Source organism: Bacillus sp. ISL-34 (genome assembly GCF_018613325.1).
Taxonomy (GTDB): domain Bacteria; phylum Bacillota; class Bacilli; order Bacillales; family DSM-1321; genus Peribacillus.
Genome location: NZ_JAGGQJ010000028.1, coordinates 1 through 21,154 on the forward strand (window position 1 = coordinate 1; position 21,154 = coordinate 21,154).

Below are 21,154 nucleotides of genomic sequence, written 5' to 3' on the forward strand. Positions count from 1 at the left end.
AAGATGGCCAATTGGACATGGCAAGGTCCAAAAATGGCCTAACATAGAGGGCTCGTAGAGCCCTAATCTCTCAACCTTGGGCCAAAATTCAAAGGAAATTTCAAAAGGGGCTCGGAATTTTTTAATTCCGAACCCCTTTTGTCTACAAACTGAAACGACTCAGTAATGAGTCGTTTTCTATTTGTCGACAAAAGGATGTTCGGCAGTGTCTCACCCCGAATTATGATTATTAAAAGTAGACTTGGTTATTCTTCATGTATTTTCCTTACGGGAGAACCTATTAAATTGAAGAAATTTGCGACACACCTGCCGAAGAGCTGACTAGCCGAGACCCCAAAGGCGCTTGCTTTGATGAGGCCTGGAAGTCGGCGGAAAGGGAGCGGGCTTCTGAAATCAACTGGAATATTAGTGGTGAATGAGTACACAAAAAATGAATCTTTTGCTTTAAATAACCGTATATATAAAGGAAGAAAGAAGGTGGAATATATGTCGGAAATTAAAACAAGCAATAGCAAAGCGATTGTATCATTGATCATGGGGGTATTATCCCTGTTTATTCCATTCATAGGCATCATATTAGGTATTCTAGGGTTAATATTTGCATCGAAGAGTAAACAAGAAATTAAGCTTACCGGTGAATCTGGAACTGGTTTAGTGACAGCTGGAAAAGTGTGCAGCATTATTGGAATAATCTTGAACGTTCTCGTGATTCTGATTTTCCTGGTGTTTTTTTACTTTGTAGTGAATACGGACATTACAACCTATTGAATGTAAGTACTAACTTGGCAAACAAAGAAAAGTAAATTAAACATGTATAAAATGGAAATTCATGTTATAATTAATATAAAAACCTAAATATTATATGAAGGGATGATATTTTGACCATTCAAATCTTTGAGTACCCAGCCGTATTCTATTATGAAAAACACCCGTTGATTATCGATTCTTTTTCCGTTCAAGTTTGTTTCCCGGATTTTAGGCGAGAAGGAATTATTTCTTCCGTTAGCGGTAGGAATCGGGTAGATGCCTTAGCTTGTGCTCAAGAACTGCTGGAATCCATGGTCGAACATTTTATTCACGATAAAAAAACAGTCCCTGATGCAAGTGAAATGGAAAAGGTTAATCTGGATAGGGGAATTAATATATGTGAGGCTGGACCCTTCAGGATCGAAATAGAAAATATCACATATGAAAAATAAAAAAACCTTGCCGGTTAAAGGACAAGGTTTTTTTATTTTGTATTTCTTGAAATTCAATGAACATTTAACCCGGAACGTCAGACTCTTAATGGTTACATAGTATATTATATTTTGCAGTAAGGTGAAGTCGACGATGATCACGATTTACTGCATAAAATACGTTAAATCTTTATAAAAAAACCATCATTACTGTATAGGAATGATGGTTTTTTGTTTCGCTTAAAGTTTCCATTTAATTATTTTTTAATTTTGGGGAAAGGATATTGCGTTCTTTATAACGAATATGTATAGTATAGGTAACGTAGGTAAAAAGTATCAATAGTTATATTTTTTGGAGGTGTATGTGTGAAATATTATATAGCATCAGACGAAAAAAATTTGAAGCAAGTCAAATCATTGATCAAGAAATTGACTTCAAAAGGGTTTACTTGTGTGAATGACTTGAATTTAATTACGAATGATGAGAAAAACCAAATAACGGACGGCATTGGAGAATATGAAAAAAAGGGGATTGAGGAATCAGATTTCATACTGATCTTCCTAACGGCAGGAAAAGGTAATCTATATGAGCTTGGATATGCTTTATCTTTAAATAAGAAAATTATTGTGTATTCACCTGAGAAAGACAATTATCATATTAATAAAAAATCAATATTTCATAATCTGCCCGAGGTAACAATCTGCAGCGGGACCTTTTATAAGCTGGTTAAATTGATACATACGCTTTCTCCGGAAGGATCTGAAAAAGATTCACTGCATCTTAAATAAATGACAAATGTAAAATTTTAAAGGATACCCTCTAATAATATATCTTTTGAACGAATTGTTTAATGTATTAAATATGAGGGTAAAAACCATTAAAAAAAGGGAGAGGACTGTTTTGGCCATTATTGATATCGACCAATTATTGTTAGCCACTGAAGCGATTGCAGAAGAGTCAGTTCCATTCCATCTTGATACATTTGACATCGATCAACTTTTAGATAATACGGATAATTGGTAAGGAAAAGCATGCCCAGAGAGGATATGCTTTTTTTCTGAGTGAAAATAACCTGATTACCAGTATAAAAATAATACAAGTAATCAGGCAAATGAGGATAATTAAGAAATTGGATAAAGTTAAAACCGGCGTCCTTTTACGAATCCTAAAATCACAAACATCGAGATGGTGCCAATAACAAAAATTGATTTAATGGTTGTTGCGAGAATTTCATCGTACATTTGTATTACCTCCTTATATGTAATGACAGTGCGATTATGTTTAGCTGTTCATGTATAAATTATAACATAAAGACAATAACTGATGGTGGAAAATTAAAGTCGATATGGGTAATAATGTATAGGTCGTACAGTTAAAACATAAAAAAAGATATCCTCAAGAAGAGGATATCGGTAATGAAAATTATTTAAGTCCAAGCGCTTTTTTCGTTTTTGGTCCGACGATTCCATCAGAAGTAAGCTTTTTGGACTTTTGGAATTTCTTTACAGCCATTTCGGTGTTTTTTCCAAATGACCCATCTACTCCTTTAGTGCTGAATCCAAGTTTAGTTAATCTTTTTTGCAGTTCAATTACTTGGGGTCCACTGCTACCTTTCTTTAGGGTAGAGTTGGTATTTACAGGTAGGCTCACAGATCCGCTCACTTTATATCCGTTCGTGGCAGCTATGGTGGCAAATGTTTTATTCGAACTGGCAATCAAGACTACAGTGTTCATTTTCACCCTATCGTACAGCCATTGAACATCATTGTTATACATACGAATACAACCGGCACTTATATATTTCCCAATAGTTGTAGGATCATTATTGCCGTGTATTGCGTACGTATTTCCTGGTGTGTTCCTTGCATTGATCCCCAGCCATCTTTTACCTAGAGGGTTTTTTGGGTCCCCGCCTCTAATGTTGCCTTTATAATAGGGACGATTCACAATCTTTGTCACTACCTTGAACTTTCCTTCAGGAGTGTAGGCTGCTTTCTTTCCTGTCGCCACAATGAATACCCTCACCAATTTATCATTTTCGTAATAGGCAAGCTGATTATTGGCTTTATTGATGATAATCAGTTGTCTTGCTGCTGCACCTGAAGTATTACTGAACCCAACAAAAGTAAAGGCGAATATCAATATAAATACAATTAATTTCCTCATGTTTTTCCCCGTCCCTCATTTAAGCAACCTAAATTTTACACATATACCATCCTATGCATGAAGTGGTGCTAAAGTGACAATTTTTAAAGTGGGGTAGAGTAACAATGGGTAATATTAAACCCAGAGTACTTTCTGCTTTTTTGCATACCTAGAGAATGATGGGCACTATTTTTGGCCATATTACATACATTATTGAAGTGAAAGCGGAGGTGGGAAAAGAATTGTCACGCCTAAAGGTGGAGGATTATCTAGAACAAGGAATATATGGGCCAAAAGAAATAAAACCTGGTGAACGAAGGGAATTTCTGGGCACATTACGGGAGCGCGTCGTCATTGTCCTAAAAAAAAGCCAAGTTTTTGAAACGAATGTATATCCGGAGATAGAGCAAATGATGAAGCAGTATCCCCGTTCAAATTTGTTTTTAAATGGTCAGATGGACTATCAATATTTAGGGAAATATATAAAATTGGCAATGAGACATAATATTCCTTATAAAATTGTCCTAAACAAAGATCATAACTCAGATTTAGGTCTGGTATTAGCAGAAAATAATGCCATAAACAAAGAGGAAATTTATATCGAGAAGAAATATCATGCCCAGCAAGTTATCAAAAAGAAAAGCTTCAAAGCATTTTTCAAACGCTGTGTTAAAAAATTATTAAACAAACGTTGATAGAATTATCAACGTTTTTAGTTTGTTTACAAAAGGAGTCACGGAATGGTTTCACCCCGAACCATGATTTTAAAACAAGATAAAAACCATTAAGAATTATCTAGTTCAGTTGATTGGAACGGAAGGTGCGAGACTCCTGCGGGAAAAACGCGTCCAAGGGAGACCCCACAGGCGCAAAGTGCGCCAAGGAGGCTCCCGGACAGCCCGTGGAAAGCGAGTGCCTGGAGTGGAAATGAAAGTTCAAATTTTACAAACCCTCAAAAAAAGTTCCAGTTGATTTCATAAAACCGTAACAGAGGATAACCTACCACTCCTGCTGAATAACTGGCTAACAAAGTCGCCAAAGGCGCTTGCGTCGAGGAGGCTTGGCATACAGAAACTTATATAAAAAAACTGTAGGCAAACGCTTTTCTTAGAGTTTGTCTACAGTATGAAAAGTTGATGGAATCATTTTTGTTTTTATTTTTACCGCTCCTTTAATTAAGTGTGTAGTCAACCGTTCCTGTTTATGTAATCCTATTCCGTAATCTATAAAACTTCCTGAAATTCCCTATGATCGTTTTTACTACGGAATAAGTGGGGATAGCGATTAACATGCCAATGAAACCGTATATCGATCCTGCAGCAAGCAGCAATAAGATAATGGTAAGAGGGTGAATGTTTAGCCGTTTTCCCATAATATTAGGTGTAACCAAGTGCCCCTCGACCTGTTGAACAACGGTAAGGACAATGAGCACTTTCACTGCCAAGCCAATGTCTTGCTGTAAGGCAATGAAAAGGGCAGGGATGATGCTTATTAATGGACCAAGGAATGGTACAACGGTAAAAATCATGGCAAATAGTGCTAATACAAGTGCATAATCGAGACCGATAATCAGGTAGCCAATATACATCAAAGTCCCAATGACGATAGATACGATGAATTGACCGATAATATAAGTTGAAAGGGCTTTATCGACGTCTTTTAAAATCGTGTTTCCCTCTGATTCTACATCGTTCGGAATATATTTTAATAGAAATGGTCTTAATTTATCTCCATCCTTCAAGAAATAGAATAAAATGAATGGTGTAATGACCAATACTGTTAATACACTAGTGATCGTGGAAAAAATGGTATTGACATTCCCTATGAGTTTTTCCGAGTAATCTTTCAAATGTGTGACCGCTTTTTCTTTCAAGTCTTCCATATTAACCATGCCAAAATCATTTTTTTCAATCATGACTTCAGATTCTTTAGAGAATTCCTTGACTTTGCTGGGTAGGTTTTCGGATAATTTTTGAAATTGGTCCACGATTACAGGACTTCCAAAGTAACTTACCATCCCAATCATACTAAATATAATTAAAAAAACGGTGAAGATGCTAGCTGACCTCGGGATAAATTCAGTTAAAAAGTTAACGACCGGCCGCAATATATAGTATAAAAGCCCAGCCACAATAATAGGGAAAAACATGGCAGCAATGATTTTTTGTAGCGGCTGCAGAACATAATCAATCTTACCTAGTAAAAAAATAATTAAAATGATCAAAATGATCGCGAATGCATATTTAAAAAACGGTTTATTGATCCACAAGACAATCCCCCCTAATTCCATCTCTTACTTGATTCCCTGATTTAGCTTAATGTTAAACTAAATAACTTGTTCAAATTGTTTGGTGCAAAACATGTTATAATGATCATTCAACTTTTTCGATTGTGCTGTTTCATTTTGAACATTTAAGGATTACTAGCTGACCAAAAGGAAATGGGAATACAGGCTGTTAATAAGCTGGAATTGATATAATCAAAGTATTAAAATGACTACAGATCCAAAAAGATATCAAATTATCTCAATCCCTGAAGCGATATCCGAAAATTTATTAAGAGCAGCCGCCGTTACGGCCATAAACAAACAAAAAGGCATCATCAAAGGTAAATTCCGGTTATGGAAGTTTACTTGATAATGCCTTTTTGCAAGGTTTTAAATTAGGATATTTTACTGAATGTGTTCGTTACTCCTTGTTTCTGTTCTCTTTGCATTTTTTTAATATCCAGGCGCAACCAGATGGAGATGGCAAACGCTATCGCAATTAATGCTGCGAAAACGTAGAATACCGGGATGTAACTGTTCGTACTTTCCCTGATTGCGGTAACCAACATTGGTCCACAAACCCCGCCTAGAGACCATGTAGTTAAAAGATAACCGTGGATGGCCCCAATTTCCTTAGTTCCAAATAAATCCCCGGCAAATGCAGGGAGATTTGAAAATCCTCCTCCATAACAACTCACGACCAGCAAGATGAGTCCTTGGAACAATAGTGTATTTGTTGTCGTTGGAAGTAAAAGGAACGCTCCGATTTGAATGATGAAGAAAATGACGAAAACATTTGGACGTCCAATATAATCTGATGCTGCTGCCCAGCCAAGTCTCCCTCCGCCATTAAAGATTCCCATAATACCGACTAATGTTGCTGCCCCTGCTACAGACAGACCAACAACGTCTTGTGCCATAGGTGAAGCTACCGAAATCATCATGATCCCTGCACTTGTATTTATCAATTTCATGGACCATAACATCCAGAAGTGTTTAGTTTTAACCGCTTCTTTTGCAGTTAATTGCCTTAGGTCTTTCTTCAGTTCTTTCTTACCTGACTCAATATCTTTCTTCATTCCTTCAGGTAGCCAGTTGGCCTTTGGAGGTGCTATATAAGTGGCCCCTAAGAACATAAGTATGAAGTAACCTGCGCCTAAAATATAATATGTAGTATAAATACCAACGGATTCCATAAGGCTTGCAGCTACTGGGGCTGTAATGAGAGCTCCGGCACCGAAACCTAATACTGCCATTCCTGTTGCCAATCCCCTGCGATCTGGGAACCATTTGACTAAAGTGGATACTGGTGAAATGTACCCGATCCCCATACCAAGTCCGCTTAAAACCCCATATGTCAATAGGTAAAGGGGAAGTGAATCGACCATTACTGCTAAACCGGAACCAGCTTGTCCTAAACCGAATAATACGGCAGCGACCATAGCTGACTTCCTTGGACCATTTTTTTCTACGAATTTACCAAAGAAGGCAGCTGAAGTTCCTGCAAGCGCCATCATTATTGTGAATGCTAACGTTACTTCAGTTTCTGACCACCCCATAGTCTCAACTAATGGTTTTTTGTAAACGCTATATGCGTATGCCCCACCAATGGAAAGGTGAATGGCGATAGCGGATAAAGCGATTAACCATCTGTTTTTTGTCATGTTGTTACCCCTTTTCGTCAAAAATAAGAAAGTAGCATGCGTTTTATCTATAATGTATCGTTTTGCATGCATTTTATCTATCTTGTGGGATAAGTATATAAGAATATTATTTAGTAGTAAACTACTAAATTGAAATTCATGAAAAATTTCCCTCTATACTCCATTAAATTGAAAAAGGGATAAAAAAATGTTATATTTCCTTAGGCTTTTTAATATATACATATAAGTTTATGTTGGGTATCAGCTTTATGTGTTTATAGAGCAGTTGTGATCACGAAATTGCTGCCAGCTTTTATTTTTCGATTTTCTAGGTTAAAGGAAGGGATACGATTGAATTAATTTAGGTACCATGATGGAATAACTAGAATATTTTTCTTCATGGCTTTATTGTAAATACTTTGTTAAAATTAACCTTATATTCAGGATTTCAAGTAACTTTTGCGAACAATCTGAATTGTTATTTTTTGAGAAGTTTCATGAATAAATGATTCTTTTTTCAGGAATCATAGCCTGGAAATCAAAAAAATCCCAATTATTTTAAAAAAATTCCGAAAATTTCGTCTTAAAGGCTTGAACTATGATTCCTGATAGGAGTAAACTAAATAAAGATAGATTTTATGGAAGTGAAATCTTGTAAAATTATTCAACAAGGGGTTTTGGTAATGAAGGAACATGACATGCAAATCACGCTTAGTACAACAAAGAAAGAAAAACCACAAGCGGACCAGCTTGAGTTCGGTAAGCAGTTTACCGATCATATGTTTATTATGGATTACACACAAGGGCAAGGGTGGCATGATCCAAGAATTGTTCCTTATCAACCGCTCACATTAGAGCCGTCAGCTATGATTTTTCACTATGGTCAATCCGTTTTTGAAGGATTGAAAGCATATGCAACACCAGAGGATGAAATTATCTTATTCCGTCCGGAAAAGAATTTCCAACGCTTAAATAGTTCAAATAGCCGATTATGCATACCGGATATCGACGTTGATTTTGCGTTGAAGGCCTTAAAGACTTTAATTAGAGTTGATAAGGATTGGATTCCCCAGGCAGAAGGGACATCTTTATATATAAGGCCATTCATTATAGCTACTGAGCCTTATCTTGGAGTTTCTCCATCGGATAAATATCAGTTCATCATCATCATGTCACCAGTAGGTTCGTATTATAAAGAAGGCATTCATCCAGTTAAAATAGCGGTGGAGTCAGCTTTCACACGTGCAGTTAATGGAGGTACGGGTGAAGCTAAAACGGGTGGTAATTATGCATCAAGCCTAAAGGCCCAGGAAGTATCCGAAAAGATGGGATATGCGCAAGTTCTTTGGTTAGACGGAGTAGAGAAAAAGTATATCGAAGAAGTGGGAAGCATGAATGTTTTCTTCAAAATTAATGGTGAAATCATCACTCCTGCTTTAAATGGAAGTATCCTTCCGGGTATTACTCGTGATTCCATTATAGAATTGCTGAAACATTGGGGTCTTCCGGTGTCGGAAAGACGCATTTCGATGGAGGAAGTCCATGAAGCCTATAAATTAGGTCACTTGGAAGAGGCCTTTGGAACGGGTACAGCCGCGGTCATATCACCAATTGGTGAATTTTTGTGGAATGGTGAAGAAATGATTGTTCATAGCGGGGAAACTGGCGAACTATCCAGAAAGCTTTATGATACACTGACAGGTGTCCAAACAGGTAAAGTCGCAGACGAGTTGAACTGGACTACGAAAGTTGAAGAAAAAGTGACTCAATGATATTTAAACAAAAAAACCTTCTTTGAAGGTTTTTTTTGTTTTCACATAATCATTTTGTGTCTGATGGCAACCGCGACGGCCTCGGTCCGGTGATTCACTCCCAATTTCCTGATAGCGGAAGAAATGTGATCTCTGACGGTAAATTCACTAACGCTCATTTTTGGTGCCATTTGCTTTAATCCCAATCCATTGGCTAAATATTGAAGCACCTCCACTTCTCGTTTGCTTAGAAGGTAAGTGGGAGGAGCGGAATCCAATGTCGAACCGACAGCGAGTTTTAAATAATGGGAAAGCTTCATTAAATCATTCTTGGTAACAGGCTCGTTGGCGTGAATGGGGTCAACCAACACTAAACCGATGGCCATTTCATTCACAATTATTGGAATGATTGCCAATGAAGAGATGGAAAATCTTTTAACGTATTTTGCAGGGATGGAGGATTTCGCATGCTGGATGGTTAAGTATATGGGCTTGTTATGGATGACTGCTTGGTGGATGGGGTATATATCATGAATATTTTCTTTAACATTATGTAATGAAAAGGTATCTTCACTTGTACAAGCACATATTCCTTCACTCATTCCTGTTAAACATGAGTAACTGAATAAAGAAGCGCGTTGAAATGAAAAAAATTCCACACAGCCCTTAACGATCATTTTTGATTTATTCGCCATATCTTTTTGATGGGAAATCTTTTTTACATGATTCATCAGCGTTTCCTCAAGCATTCGACTTTATTCCTCCCTACATTTTCAGTGCTAGGATAAATGTTACTAATATCTTACAATATAATGAAAACTCTTACAAATAAAAAAATTCCCTTAGAGATTCAAAAGTTTAAGTTCAAAATTTCAAGGAGGCGTTTACATGAAAAGAAAGAATTTAACGACAACCAGCCGGAGTTTTAGAGAAGACACCCTACCATTTAAACTTTATCAAAAGGCAAAGAAATTCGGTATATGGAATCCTCGTGACATTGATTTCAGCCAGGATAAAGAAGATTGGAAGTCATTTACTGATATTGAAAGGGAAGTGTTATTACGGATCATTTCCCTTTTTCAGGGAGGGGAAGAAGCTGTGACTTTGGATTTGCTGCCTCTCATCATGACGATAGCCAAGGAGGGAAGGATCGAAGAAGAAATGTACTTAACGACATTTTTGTTCGAGGAAGCGAAGCATATGGAATTCTTCCGTTATACATTAGATCAAATTGGTGAAACGGGTGATTTGACGGTTTATCACTCAGAAACTTATAAATCGATTTTTTATGAAATATTGCCTGAAGCGATGGAGAGACTTTTATCCGATCAATCTCCTGAAGCAATGGCGGAAGCTGCCACTGTGTATAACATGTTTACCGAGGGCGTTCTTGCAGAAACTGGATATTTTGGATTCTATCAGACTCTCGATGATAATAAAATGATGCCTGGTTTATTAAAGGGCGTGGGTCTTTTGAAGAAGGATGAATCACGTCATATTGCTTATGGGACCTTCCTGCTGCAGCGAATCATCAGTGAACATCCACATATCTTCAAACAGGTTGAAAAGAGAATGGAGGAACTTTCACCTCTGGCCATCGCGCTAAATACGGAGGGATATGATCGGTTAGGAAATCCATTTGGTAATGATCAACAAGCTATATTGAATTTTACCTTGAAACAATTATCAGTGCGGATGGAGATTTTAGCCAGGGCAAAAGGAAAGGGGATTGAAGAAATCTATCAAAGTAACGAAAAGGAATATGGGGTTTTGTAAAGCCGATAGAAGATACAGGCTTACTATTTAGTTTACATTTGTTAATGGATGGCCATCGGGAACTTGGAGGCAGGGTATGAACAACCCTTAACTGCGAATCTAGACTAATATATCTGAGGTGATCTGTATGAAGGTAAACGCTCATTCGAATTTTTGGTTAAGGTCTTCGGTTTACAGTGGCACTAATACTCGTTCACTCATTCCGGACCTATTCAATGGTCTCGGGGCCAAAAGGATTCTACTCGTGAGTGATGCGGGCTTGGAAAATGCAGGTGTCGTTACAAAAGTTGCCGAAACTTTTGAGCAGCAGAAATTAGGTGCCAGAGCTGAAATAGTTGGACAGTTTCTGGGTGTTACACAAGACGCAGCGAGTGAATGTGTAAACGAAGCATTAAAATATGCACGCGAAGTGAATGCCGATGCCATTCTTGCCATTGGTGGAGGGAGTGTCATTGATACCGCAAAAGCATTGAAATTCGGATTATATAAGGGAATTACGGATATAAATGATGCGGTACCAAGCGGTTTTCTGTATGAGGGTTTTCCAAAAGCCCAATCCATGAATATCCCGCATATTTCCGTGGCCACAACAGCAGGAACCGGTTCTGAAGTATCCCCGATTGCAGTCATTTATAATGAACATAAAAAAGTAAAAATGAATATATACAATGTTTTTTTAAGTTCGGATGTGGCCATTCTAGATCCCGAGTTAACAGTCGGACTGCCAAATGATATTACGGCGTTTACTGGTGCAGATGCATTAACACATGCAATTGAAGCGATCGTTTCACCTGCGGCGACATCAATAACCGATGCTTATGCATTTCAGGCCATTCGGGTTATTGAAAGAAATTTACCGCGGGCCGTAAAGGACGGAACGAATATTGAGGCCAGAATGGAGATGCTGCATGGAAGCATGATGGGAATCACTGCATTTTGTAGTGCATTGAATGCGATTCCGGTTCATAACTTTGCCCACGCATATGGGGCGTTATTTCGGATACCTCATGGAATGGCCAATGCCGTGTTATTGCCGGTCGTCATGGAATCAACCCCGGATTTATATCTTCCTAAGGCCCATTTGATAGCCGAAGCCTTTAATGTGAAAATACATGATGAAGATTCAAAAGGGATATTAGCGAAAGTGGTAGAAAAGCTCCGTGTTTTCCTATCTGATCTTGGGCTGCCCTCCGACTTTAGCGCTTATGGAATTAACCAGTCGGATATGGAGAGAATTTGTACTGCAGTAAGGACGGATACAGCTGCCACTAATTACCCGATGTCGGAGGAATTAATACTGTCAGTAGTTTCAAGAGTTTCACCCGTGAGAATAAGTTAATATTAAAAAAAGCCAGCCCAAAAGGTTGGCTTTTTTTGCGGTTGATTGCCATCCAACGTGTTAAGTCCCAAGATTTTTCGTTCAGTCAGTTCGTTTTGATATAAGCTCTTAAGGATGTACACCAACCGTAATCCAAAATATTCGTTAATGTTTTTTTCTTAAGTTTTCCTGTGCCATCTTAATAAGTTCCTTGACCATGTCCCCGCCTAACTTCCCGCCTATTTTTCCATTCTGCTTGGAAGTCAGCTCACCGTTATAGTCTTTTTTCAGCGGTACGCCAATTTCCTTTGCCACTTCAAACTTTGCCTCTTCAGGATTCTTTGTACCAGCAACTTTGGCTTTTAAATCATCGAGTCCTTTTCGCGCTTCAGATACTAGAATTTTCCTTCTCCTTGCCATTAAACATCACTCCTATTTTTTTCTTAGGTTATCCTAATGTAAAGAAAATGATTAACATGCAGATTGAATGTTTTTTAATTGGAATTTTCGATGAATCTGGAGGAAGTCATAAACTCTTAAATAAAGAAGTGATAATATAGCGTCCACCTTATTGAGGTGATTTGCGGTCCGAAGAAGTTTTAGTTTTTTTAAAGCGGGTAACATATAATAAAACGATTTAAGGAGAAACATGATGCTGACTGCTAATTCAAGCTTGTTAACAAAAGAAGATATGACAAATCCAGATCGAGTGCCGCAATGGCTAATAAAGGAATATCAAACATTCCATAATACAGTGACCGATAAAACCTTTCCTTGTTATTTTGGTATGAAAGCAGAAAATAAAGGGGAACTTCGTTATGCTTATATCACACAGGAAGATTGGTCCAATCTCCCAAAAGCAGTGGAAAGCTTTCTCGATTTATTTCAGGAACCACCATATATCAGGCACGGCCTTTTTGTCTTTATGGAGCCTGAAACAATAGAGGGTGATATAGAATTTTACCGTAAAAGGTTTTGGGATATCCTGCAATACCTGCATAAAGCGGATGAAAAACCTTGGCCAATTGAAAAGCCGAAAGATCCCGAGCATTATTTATGGGACTATCATTTTGCAGGGAAACCAATCTTTGTTTTTGGTAATGCACCTGCTTATAAACAGCGTAAAACCCGTGATTTAGGAAATAGTCTTGTACTTGGATTCCAACCCCGGGTGATCTTTGAAGGCTTGGAAGGAACGGAAAAAGGCGGAATCATGTCACGTGAAAAGGTTCGTGAACGAGTGGAGAAATGGGATAACCTTCCTAAACATCCTGATATCAGTCACTTTGGTGATGTAAATCATAATGAATGGAAACAATTTTTCATAGGGGATGATCTAGAACCGATAAAAGGTAAGTGTCCCTTCCATCATAAAGAGTTAACTTAACCGAGGGCAAATTGCTCTCGGTTTTTTTATTCGCGTCTTACTTAGAAGGCGTCGGGGTTAAAAAATACATGGGCGCAAATTCCTGGAATGTACCTTTGAAATAAAAAACATATTTCTTGCCTTATTAGATTTTCAGTTTTATAATGTGAATGTAGCAATTGCAGTTAATTCGAGATATATGGATTAAATGCTATTTTTATAAAAACATACAAAATTAACAATTGGGGGAATAAAAATGTCTAAAGTATTATTTGTTAAATCAAATGACCGTCCAGCGGATCAAGCTATCAGTGTCAAAATGTATGAAACGTTTTTGAACACATATAAGGAAGCAAATAGTAACGATGAAATAACTGAATTGGATTTATTTAAACTGAACTTACCTTACTACGGAAATACAGCGATTACTGCCCTATATAAACGCAGCCAAGGTATGGATTTGACTGATGAAGAAGTGGAGATTGCCGATATCGTGCAACAATACTTGAATCAATTCCTTGCTGCCGACAAAGTGGTATTTGCCTTCCCGCTTTGGAACGCAACGGTTCCGGCACCATTGGTAACTTATATTTCTTATCTTGCTCAAGCGGGAACAACATTCAAATATACAGCTGAAGGCCCAGTCGGCTTAGCTGGAGGTAAAAAAGTGGCTATACTTAATGCACGCGGGTCCGATTATGCATTGCCTGGAATGGATGCTGGCGAAATGGCAGAGAAATACGTAACGATGAATTTAAACTTATGGGGCATTACAAACCCAGAAACAGTCGTAATCGAGGGACATAATCAATACCCAGATCGCTCACAGGATATCGTTGCAGAAGGATTGGCGAAAGTTGCTGAAACTGCAGCAAAATTCTAATTGTTAAAAGGGGAAACCAGTATGTATTTTTGGCATACTGGTTTTTCTATGCAGATTTTTCTGAAAGTCGATTATAATAAAGGGTAAGCCTATAAGCATGAAAGGAAGTGCAGATAATATGCAAACGTTTAAATCACGTGACGAAATAAAAATTGAAGAAACATGGAATTTAAAGGATATTTACGATGATCAGACCAACTGGGAAAAGGATTATCAAGAAGTCCTGAAGATGACAGAAAAATTAAAAACCTATGATGGACATATTCAGTCAGCTCAAGATTTGTTCGAATATTTACGATTAAGTGAGGAACTTGGGTACATTTATAACAAGCTATATGTATTTGCCATGCTGCAAGCGGATTTGGATACACGGGTAACCTCATCACAAGCATTGCTGGATCGGGCTGGTAAGTTAGGGCAGAAAATCAGTAATGCTTCTGCATTTTTCATGCCGTTTCTTTTAAGCCTTGAAGAACACACATTAAAAGGGTACATAAATGAAATCGAGGGTTTGAAATATTTTGAGGAGGATCTACTGGATTCCTTCCGCTATAAAGCCCATGTGTTAACGAAAGAACAAGAAGAGGTGCTTTCCCAAATAGGCGAAGCCTTTTCAGCACCTCAAAAAACGTTCGGGATGATCAACAATGCTGATATTAAATTTGGGGAAGTTACGAATGAAGACGGCGAGAGGGTAGAGCTGACGCGAGGAATGTATTCCAAATTGATTGAAGACGATGATCGCGATATAAGAAAAGAGGCCTATTTCGCCTATTATCAGCCATATGTACAATTGAAGAATACAATCGCTTCCACACTTTCCACAGCAATTAAGAATAATGTGAATCTGTCAAAACTTAGAAATTATCCATCTGCCTTGGAAAAATCCTTATTTGGAGATCAAGTTCCAAAAGAGGTTTATGATAATTTGATTATGTCTACTAAGCAAAATATCGGCCCCATGCATAAATACATTCATTTAAGAAAAAAATTGCTGGGTGTAGAAGAATTGCGTGCCTATGATTTAAGTGTGCCATTAGTCGAAGGCGCTAAAGAGGAGATTTCTTACGATGATGGTTTTTCTTTGATGGTGGAAGCTCTGAAACCTCTTGGCGAAGAGTATATCACAATCCTGAAAACCTTTAAGGAAAAAAGATATATCGACGTCAGGGAAACACCTGGAAAACGTTCAGGTGCTTACAATTTAGGACTTTATGGTGTTCACCCTTTCATCTTATTAAATCACCGTGATGATTTAGACAGTGTATTTACACTTGCACATGAATCTGGACATGGAATGCATTCCTACTATAGCTCAAAATATCAACCGCAAATAAGTGCTGGGTATTCCATTTTTGTCGCTGAAGTTGCTTCCACTGTGAATGAAATCCTTTTGATTCGCCATTTAATTAAGACTACAAAAGACGTGCAGAAGAAAAAACACTTACTTAACCATTTCATAGATAGTTTTAAAGGAACATTCTTCACACAAGTGATGTTTGCGGAGTTCGAAAAGATCGTACATGAAAAAGCTGAAAATGATGAACCTCTAAATGCCGAGGTTTTTAATACAGCCTATGAATCCATATTTCGTGCTTATAATGGAGATGAAATAATTTTCGATGAAGAAGTGAAGTATGGCTGGTCACGAATCCCACACTTTTATCGTCCGTTTTATGTCTACAAATATGCTACTGGTTACGTTTCAGCCATCACTATCGCTGATAAGATCCTTTCTGGGGACCAAAAAACACTTGAAAGTTATTTGACCTTCTTGAAAAGCGGGAGTTCCGATTTCCCATTGGAGCTGCTTAAGAAGACAGGCGTGGATTTAACTAAACCTGATCCAATCGAAAATGCAATGAAGATTTTCAGCGATCTGGTCGACCAATTCACTGAGTTGACAGAAGGCTAATCTAAACCATTTCTTCCAAAAGAGCCCATGGTATGATGTTATAAAAAATGCTATAGTTAAAACATTGGCGTAGCAGAGGCCCAATCTATTGATTGGGCCTTATTTTATATGCTTAAGAAACAGGTATCGAGCGAAAAGAGTCATGTGACAGCGTTCTGCATCGGAGCCTAGCCAATGGGTCAGTTTCTTTGTACTTCAATGGCATATTTTGTGAGGAAAGTGAAAAATGAATTCGACAGTTAATTATATAAAAGAATGGCAGCAGGCACTTCAACTTGAAATCCTGCATTTGAAAAAATATGGCAGCACAAAATACCTGGTTTCGAACGGCCATCTGCTTACAGGTGACGGTTCTTTCAACTATTATTTTGAAACAGGTTCATCGATAAAAATCCCTGTTGGTTCCCTCGTTCGACTGGAATGGGGAGGGATTAAACAGGAGGGAAGAATCCTCTCATCGGAAGGGAAAAGTATAATCATCGTTTTTGAGCGCTCGATAGGCGATATGATCGATGAAGCCTTTTTATACCACGACCCCTGGGAATTACTGGAACAATTGATCATCCGCTTGGATGAAATCAAGAGGAGCAAAAGGAAAAGGCTTCGGATCAAGCGCCTGATGGATCCGTCCATGCCTCAAAAACATCCTTTAATTGAAAAGCAAAGCAGCGTGAAAGAATTATATGCCCGCTCGAAGTTCAATCCTGTTACTTTTGTTTGGGGACCCCCTGGAACAGGAAAAACCTATACATTGGCTCGTACAGTAGCCAATCATTATTTACAGAATAAAAAAGTTCTGGTTTTGTCCCATAGCAACCAGGCTGTCGATGTTTTGATGGCTGAAATTTCGTCATTCATTAAAAAGAAAGATCGTTTCAAAGAAGGCGATGTGCTTCGCTATGGATCTCAAATCGGTGAATCACTTGCCATCCATGATGATATTGTTACAGGGCAATTATTAGGTAAACATGAACCGACATTAGTTAAAGAAAAAGAAGAGCTTGACGAAGAGAAACGTCTGTTAAAGCATGACTTGGCAGGGTCTTTCAGCAAGAGGGATACAGATCAATTAATTGAGATCGAGAAAAGGCTGGCCAAGGTCTTGGAGAAAATCCGCCAAAAAGAGATTCATTTCGTAAAAGAAGCGAAAGTCATCGGGACGACCTTGGCTAAAGCCGCAAATGATGAAACGGTTTATCAAAAGGAGTATGATCTCGTCATTTTGGACGAAGCGAGTATGGCATACGTACCTCAGGTGGCTTTTGCTGCAGCGTTAGCCAAGCATATTATCATTTGTGGTGATTTCAAACAATTGCCCCCTATTGCTTCTGCTCGAGATTCCCTCGTGAAACTTTGGCTGAAGGAAGACATTTTTCATCGGGCTGGTGTCGCCCAGTCTGTTGAAGAAGGAGAACTTCATCCCCATTTATTCCTATTAAAGGAACAGCGCCGCATGCATCCGGATATTTCAGCATTCACTAATCGTGTCGTCTATAACAATTTTGTTGGCGATCATAAAAGTGTTGCGACCAGCAGACAGGGCATAATGCTGGCGGAACCATTTGCCAATAAGGCAGCGGCACTTCTCGATACTAGTTTAGCAGGGGAATATTGCATCACTGAACGGACATCCCACTCGAGAATGAATATATGGCAATTGCTTTTATCATTTCAACTGATTCATGAGGCTTATATGGGCGGGGCAAGGTCAATTGGTTATGTCGCCCCATATCGTGCCCAGGCAGATTTGATGGAAAAACTATTGGATGACTTATATGACAAAGAACGGCAAACGGCGGATATCATCGCTGCAACTGTACATCGTTTCCAGGGAAGTGAACGGGAGATGATGATCTTTGACACAGTCGATAGTTATCCGCAAAACAGGGCTGGAATGTTATTGACAGGGAGAGAAAGTGAAAGGCTCATTAACGTGGCCATAACTAGGACTAAGGGTAAGTTCGTACATGTATGTGACACTTCATTTGTTAACAAACACGTTTATCGCAGCAAAACACTTCGTCAGCTTGTCGATCATCAAATTCAAAATGATCAAATTGTATCAAAGAAAGACATTGGTAAATGGGTTAAACACCAGCACCCGAGATTACAATGGATGCATGCCCGTAAATTGGGGGACTTTCAGGAAGATATTGAATCAACAAAACAACATATGGTTTTCGCTGTACCCGATTTGAACAGTTTGTCAGAAGAATGGCAGCAATATTTAATGAAACGAAACCCTGCAGTTAAATTGACGATCATTTCAGCAAAAAGAAACCCTGATATCAACTCTGATCAATTTATTTGTTCACCTGTCTCCTTTTCGTTTATCATTTTTGATAAACGAGTTATCTGGCTAGGTGTGCCCGTAGAGTCCAATAATCGGGTCCAGCCTCCATTTATAGCTGCTCGTTTGGATTCGGAAATTATGGCAGATGAATTACTATCTCAATTCAAAAAAAGTGAATAGCTCAGGAAAAGCCCTTAATAAGGGCTTTTCTTCATTTACATATATCCCTAAAAACACCTTGATAGAATAAGTGATAACTCCTTAGTCACATTCTGTCATTAATATATTAAAACAAACAACTCGCTAGAATATATGGTTACTCCATACTCCCCAATTTGGATTCAACTCCTTATATTTTCTGCTAAAGGCCGCAAACTAAAATAACAAAGCAAGCGTTTCAGGCGACTTTCGACTAGTTATGATTTACCATTAAGTTACGAAAGACAAGAAGGGAGGTAACAAAATGAAACTGAGCATTTTGGATCAATCCCCAATTTCATCAGGACAATCAGCACAGGAAGCCTTGCAGGCTTCACTACAACTTGCACAAGAAGGAGATAGACTTGGTTATAGCAGAATCTGGTTAACTGAACATCATGATCTTCCGGGATTGGCCTGTTCCGTTCCAGAGGTTTTGATAAGCTATATTGGTGCCCAAACAAAAAATATCCGGATTGGTTCAGGGGCAGTGCTGCTTCCACATTATAAACCATACCGGATAGCAGAGACTTATAATATGCTAGCTACACTTTTTCCAGGCCGGATTGATATGGGACTCGGTCGTGCTCCTGGTGGATCTGCCGAGGCAACGATGGCTTTATCCGATAATTTTCTTCAAAATGTTTATAAAATGCCTGAACTTGTTCGAGAACTGTTGAATTTTCTAAGAGATGAATTTCCGAAAGAACATCCGTTTTCAAATGTTTCTGCTGCTCCTATCCCGATGGCACCGCCTGAACCATGGATATTGGGAACAAGCGGGAAAAGTGCTAAACTTGCCGCTGAGAATGGCACTGCATACGCGTTTGGTGAATTCATGAGTGAAAATGATGGAGTGCAGAGCTTTCATCAGTACCGTGAACACTTTCAAACAAAAGGGTTGCTTAAAGAACCTAAAACGATCGTTACGGTGTCGGCCATATGCGCAGAAACGGAGGAACATGCGAAAGAAATCGCCCTTAGCAACACCCTATGGAAAATTCAAAGTGGACAAGGGGAAAGAAAGCAGGTTCCAAGCATAGAAGAGGTAAGGAACCATGATTGGACTGAAAAAGAAAAAGCACTGATGGAAACCATGCATGAAAAAATGATTTTTGGTAGCCCATCACAAGTGAAGTATCGGCTTTTGGAGATACAGGAGAAATATCAAGCAGATGAAATTATGCTGATAACCATCACTCATAAGTTGGAGGATCGGCTTAATTCGTTTCGTTTGATTGCCAGGGAAGTTTTTTAACGGTTATCCCTTCGAGCATTTTGTGTGCATTTTGTGTGCATTTTCTATATGATGGCTTTGCGTCCGATTAATTATAATTGAAAGAAAGAAGATGAAGATATGAATGCTGATCAACATGTAAAAAAACTTAGCGACATTTCTTTTTCCGTTCTGGACCTGGCTTCAATCGTTGAGGGTGGCACAGTTTCGGGAGCTTTTAAAAATACAGTAGAATTAGCTAAACATGCGGAGCAATGGAATTACAACCGTTTCTGGGTTGCGGAACATCATAGCATGCCTGGGATTGCAAGCTCTGCAACGTCAGTGCTTATAGGCTATGTTGCAGGTAGGACGGAAAGAATTCGTGTCGGTTCTGGAGGCATAATGCTACCGAATCATGCACCGCTGGTTATCGCAGAACAATTTGGAACATTGGAAGCAATGTATCCTGGTAGAATAGATTTAGGACTGGGGCGTGCTCCGGGAAGCGACCAATATACAGCCATGGCACTCCGGGGTGATGTACGTAATAACGGTCAGGATTTTCCGGAACAGTTGGCGCAGCTCCGTAGCTATTTAGATGCGGATTCTAAACATAATCGTGTTCGCGCCATCCCTGGGGAAGGTCAGGATATTCCGATTTGGCTGCTTGGTTCAAGCGGCTTCAGTGCAGCATTATCAGCACAGCTGGGATTGCCATTTTCATTTGCAAGCCATTTTTCCCCTGAAAATACTCAACCAGCTTTAGCCCGTTACCGCAATAATTTCCAACCATCCGACGTTCTCGATAAACCTTATGTCATGGTTGGTATCAATGTATTTGCTGCGGATACTACAGAACAAGCGCAAAGGATTGCAACATCTTATCAGCAGCAGTTCTTGAATTTGATACGGAACACGCCCGGTCAACTTGCTCCTCCAGTTGATACGATGGAAGGCCTTTGGACAGAATATGAAAAGGCGATTGTCATGAAGCAGCTGAACGCTTCCATTATAGGAAATCCTAAAGAGGTAAAAGAGCAGTTGCAGGCATTTTTAAATGAAACACAGGCGGATGAAATGATTATAAACTCTGCCATTTATGATCAGGATGCACGCCTTCGTTCTTATGAAATCATTGCAGAGGTTACTGGAATGAAATAAGTGTCAAAGAATGAGCTTGCAGATTTCGTTTCTGCAAGCTT

General features: G+C 38.7%; 19 protein-coding genes. 14 read left to right on the forward strand and 5 right to left on the reverse strand.

Going from position 1 to position 21,154, the window contains the following annotated elements; all coding sequences use genetic code 11:
* The first annotated feature begins 486 nt into the window (after positions 1 to 486).
* The 4 genes from J7E52_RS19605 to J7E52_RS27085 all read left to right on the forward strand — a co-directional run bounded on the left by J7E52_RS19605 (position 487) and on the right by J7E52_RS27085 (position 2,202).
* Entirely contained in the window at positions 487 to 768 is a 282-nt protein-coding gene (locus tag J7E52_RS19605) for a DUF4190 domain-containing protein (RefSeq protein ID WP_214750132.1), read from the forward strand.
* 110 nt (positions 769 to 878) lie between these two features.
* Positions 879 to 1,199, forward strand: a complete 321-nt coding sequence (locus tag J7E52_RS19610) for a hypothetical protein (protein ID WP_214750133.1) — start codon at positions 879 to 881, stop codon at positions 1,197 to 1,199.
* A gap of 345 nt (positions 1,200 to 1,544) precedes the next feature.
* On the forward strand, positions 1,545 to 1,967 hold the full coding sequence (locus J7E52_RS19615; RefSeq protein WP_214750134.1) for a nucleoside 2-deoxyribosyltransferase: 423 nt from the start codon (positions 1,545 to 1,547) through the stop codon (positions 1,965 to 1,967).
* Between the two features lie 112 nt (positions 1,968 to 2,079).
* The gene (locus J7E52_RS27085; protein ID WP_268750824.1) at positions 2,080 to 2,202 is read left to right on the forward strand and encodes a hypothetical protein; all 123 of its coding nucleotides are present in this window, start codon (positions 2,080 to 2,082) and stop codon (positions 2,200 to 2,202) included.
* 399 nt (positions 2,203 to 2,601) lie between these two features.
* On the opposite strand, the gene J7E52_RS19620 is transcribed toward J7E52_RS27085, so the two are convergent.
* Positions 2,602 to 3,345, reverse strand: a complete 744-nt coding sequence (locus tag J7E52_RS19620; RefSeq protein ID WP_214750135.1) for a L,D-transpeptidase family protein — start codon at positions 3,343 to 3,345, stop codon at positions 2,602 to 2,604.
* Positions 3,346 to 3,554: 209 nt separating this feature from the next.
* Here J7E52_RS19620 and J7E52_RS19625 point away from each other — a divergent pair, with 209 nt between their 5' ends.
* On the forward strand, positions 3,555 to 4,019 hold the full coding sequence (locus J7E52_RS19625; RefSeq protein WP_309476911.1) for a YueI family protein: 465 nt from the start codon (positions 3,555 to 3,557) through the stop codon (positions 4,017 to 4,019).
* Positions 4,020 to 4,525: 506 nt separating this feature from the next.
* On the opposite strand, the gene J7E52_RS19630 is transcribed toward J7E52_RS19625, so the two are convergent.
* A complete protein-coding gene (locus J7E52_RS19630) occupies positions 4,526 to 5,593 on the reverse strand; it encodes an AI-2E family transporter (protein WP_214750136.1) in 1,068 nt (355 codons plus the stop codon).
* Between the two features lie 392 nt (positions 5,594 to 5,985).
* Positions 5,986 to 7,254 carry an L-lactate MFS transporter gene (locus J7E52_RS19635; RefSeq protein ID WP_214750137.1) on the reverse strand — a complete coding sequence of 423 codons (1,269 nt, stop codon included), beginning with the start codon at positions 7,252 to 7,254 and terminating at the stop codon, positions 5,986 to 5,988.
* Positions 7,255 to 7,916: 662 nt separating this feature from the next.
* Here J7E52_RS19635 and J7E52_RS19640 point away from each other — a divergent pair.
* A complete protein-coding gene (locus J7E52_RS19640; RefSeq protein WP_214750138.1) occupies positions 7,917 to 9,005 on the forward strand; it encodes a branched-chain amino acid aminotransferase in 1,089 nt (362 codons plus the stop codon).
* Between the two features lie 41 nt (positions 9,006 to 9,046).
* Here J7E52_RS19640 and J7E52_RS19645 read toward each other — a convergent pair whose 3' ends face one another.
* Positions 9,047 to 9,733: a response regulator transcription factor gene (locus J7E52_RS19645; RefSeq protein WP_214750139.1), complete on the reverse strand. Its 687-nt coding sequence runs from the start codon at positions 9,731 to 9,733 to the stop codon at positions 9,047 to 9,049.
* A 139-nt stretch (positions 9,734 to 9,872) separates the two neighbouring features.
* On the opposite strand from J7E52_RS19645, the gene J7E52_RS19650 reads away from it, so the two are divergent.
* Entirely contained in the window at positions 9,873 to 10,760 is an 888-nt protein-coding gene (locus J7E52_RS19650) for a R2-like ligand-binding oxidase (protein WP_214750140.1), read from the forward strand.
* A 127-nt stretch (positions 10,761 to 10,887) separates the two neighbouring features.
* On the forward strand, positions 10,888 to 12,099 hold the full coding sequence (locus J7E52_RS19655) for an iron-containing alcohol dehydrogenase (protein WP_214750141.1): 1,212 nt from the start codon (positions 10,888 to 10,890) through the stop codon (positions 12,097 to 12,099).
* Between the two features lie 144 nt (positions 12,100 to 12,243).
* On the opposite strand, the gene J7E52_RS19660 is transcribed toward J7E52_RS19655, so the two are convergent.
* Entirely contained in the window at positions 12,244 to 12,498 is a 255-nt protein-coding gene (locus J7E52_RS19660) for an alpha/beta-type small acid-soluble spore protein (RefSeq protein ID WP_214750142.1), read from the reverse strand.
* A 232-nt stretch (positions 12,499 to 12,730) separates the two neighbouring features.
* Here J7E52_RS19660 and J7E52_RS19665 point away from each other — a divergent pair, with 232 nt between their 5' ends.
* The 6 genes from J7E52_RS19665 (at position 12,731) to J7E52_RS19690 (ending at position 21,113) form a co-directional block, all read left to right on the forward strand.
* Entirely contained in the window at positions 12,731 to 13,465 is a 735-nt protein-coding gene (locus tag J7E52_RS19665; RefSeq protein ID WP_214750186.1) for a YqcI/YcgG family protein, read from the forward strand.
* A 235-nt stretch (positions 13,466 to 13,700) separates the two neighbouring features.
* Positions 13,701 to 14,327: an FMN-dependent NADH-azoreductase gene (locus tag J7E52_RS19670; RefSeq protein ID WP_214750143.1), complete on the forward strand. Its 627-nt coding sequence runs from the start codon at positions 13,701 to 13,703 to the stop codon at positions 14,325 to 14,327.
* A gap of 118 nt (positions 14,328 to 14,445) precedes the next feature.
* The gene (pepF, locus tag J7E52_RS19675; RefSeq protein ID WP_214750144.1) at positions 14,446 to 16,242 is read left to right on the forward strand and encodes an oligoendopeptidase F; all 1,797 of its coding nucleotides are present in this window, start codon (positions 14,446 to 14,448) and stop codon (positions 16,240 to 16,242) included.
* 226 nt (positions 16,243 to 16,468) lie between these two features.
* On the forward strand, positions 16,469 to 18,715 hold the full coding sequence (locus tag J7E52_RS19680) for an AAA domain-containing protein (protein ID WP_214750145.1): 2,247 nt from the start codon (positions 16,469 to 16,471) through the stop codon (positions 18,713 to 18,715).
* 283 nt (positions 18,716 to 18,998) lie between these two features.
* Positions 18,999 to 19,991: an LLM class flavin-dependent oxidoreductase gene (locus J7E52_RS19685; protein WP_214750146.1), complete on the forward strand. Its 993-nt coding sequence runs from the start codon at positions 18,999 to 19,001 to the stop codon at positions 19,989 to 19,991.
* Positions 19,992 to 20,090: 99 nt separating this feature from the next.
* The gene (locus J7E52_RS19690; protein ID WP_214750147.1) at positions 20,091 to 21,113 is read left to right on the forward strand and encodes an LLM class flavin-dependent oxidoreductase; all 1,023 of its coding nucleotides are present in this window, start codon (positions 20,091 to 20,093) and stop codon (positions 21,111 to 21,113) included.
* The last annotated feature ends 41 nt before the right edge of the window (positions 21,114 to 21,154 follow it).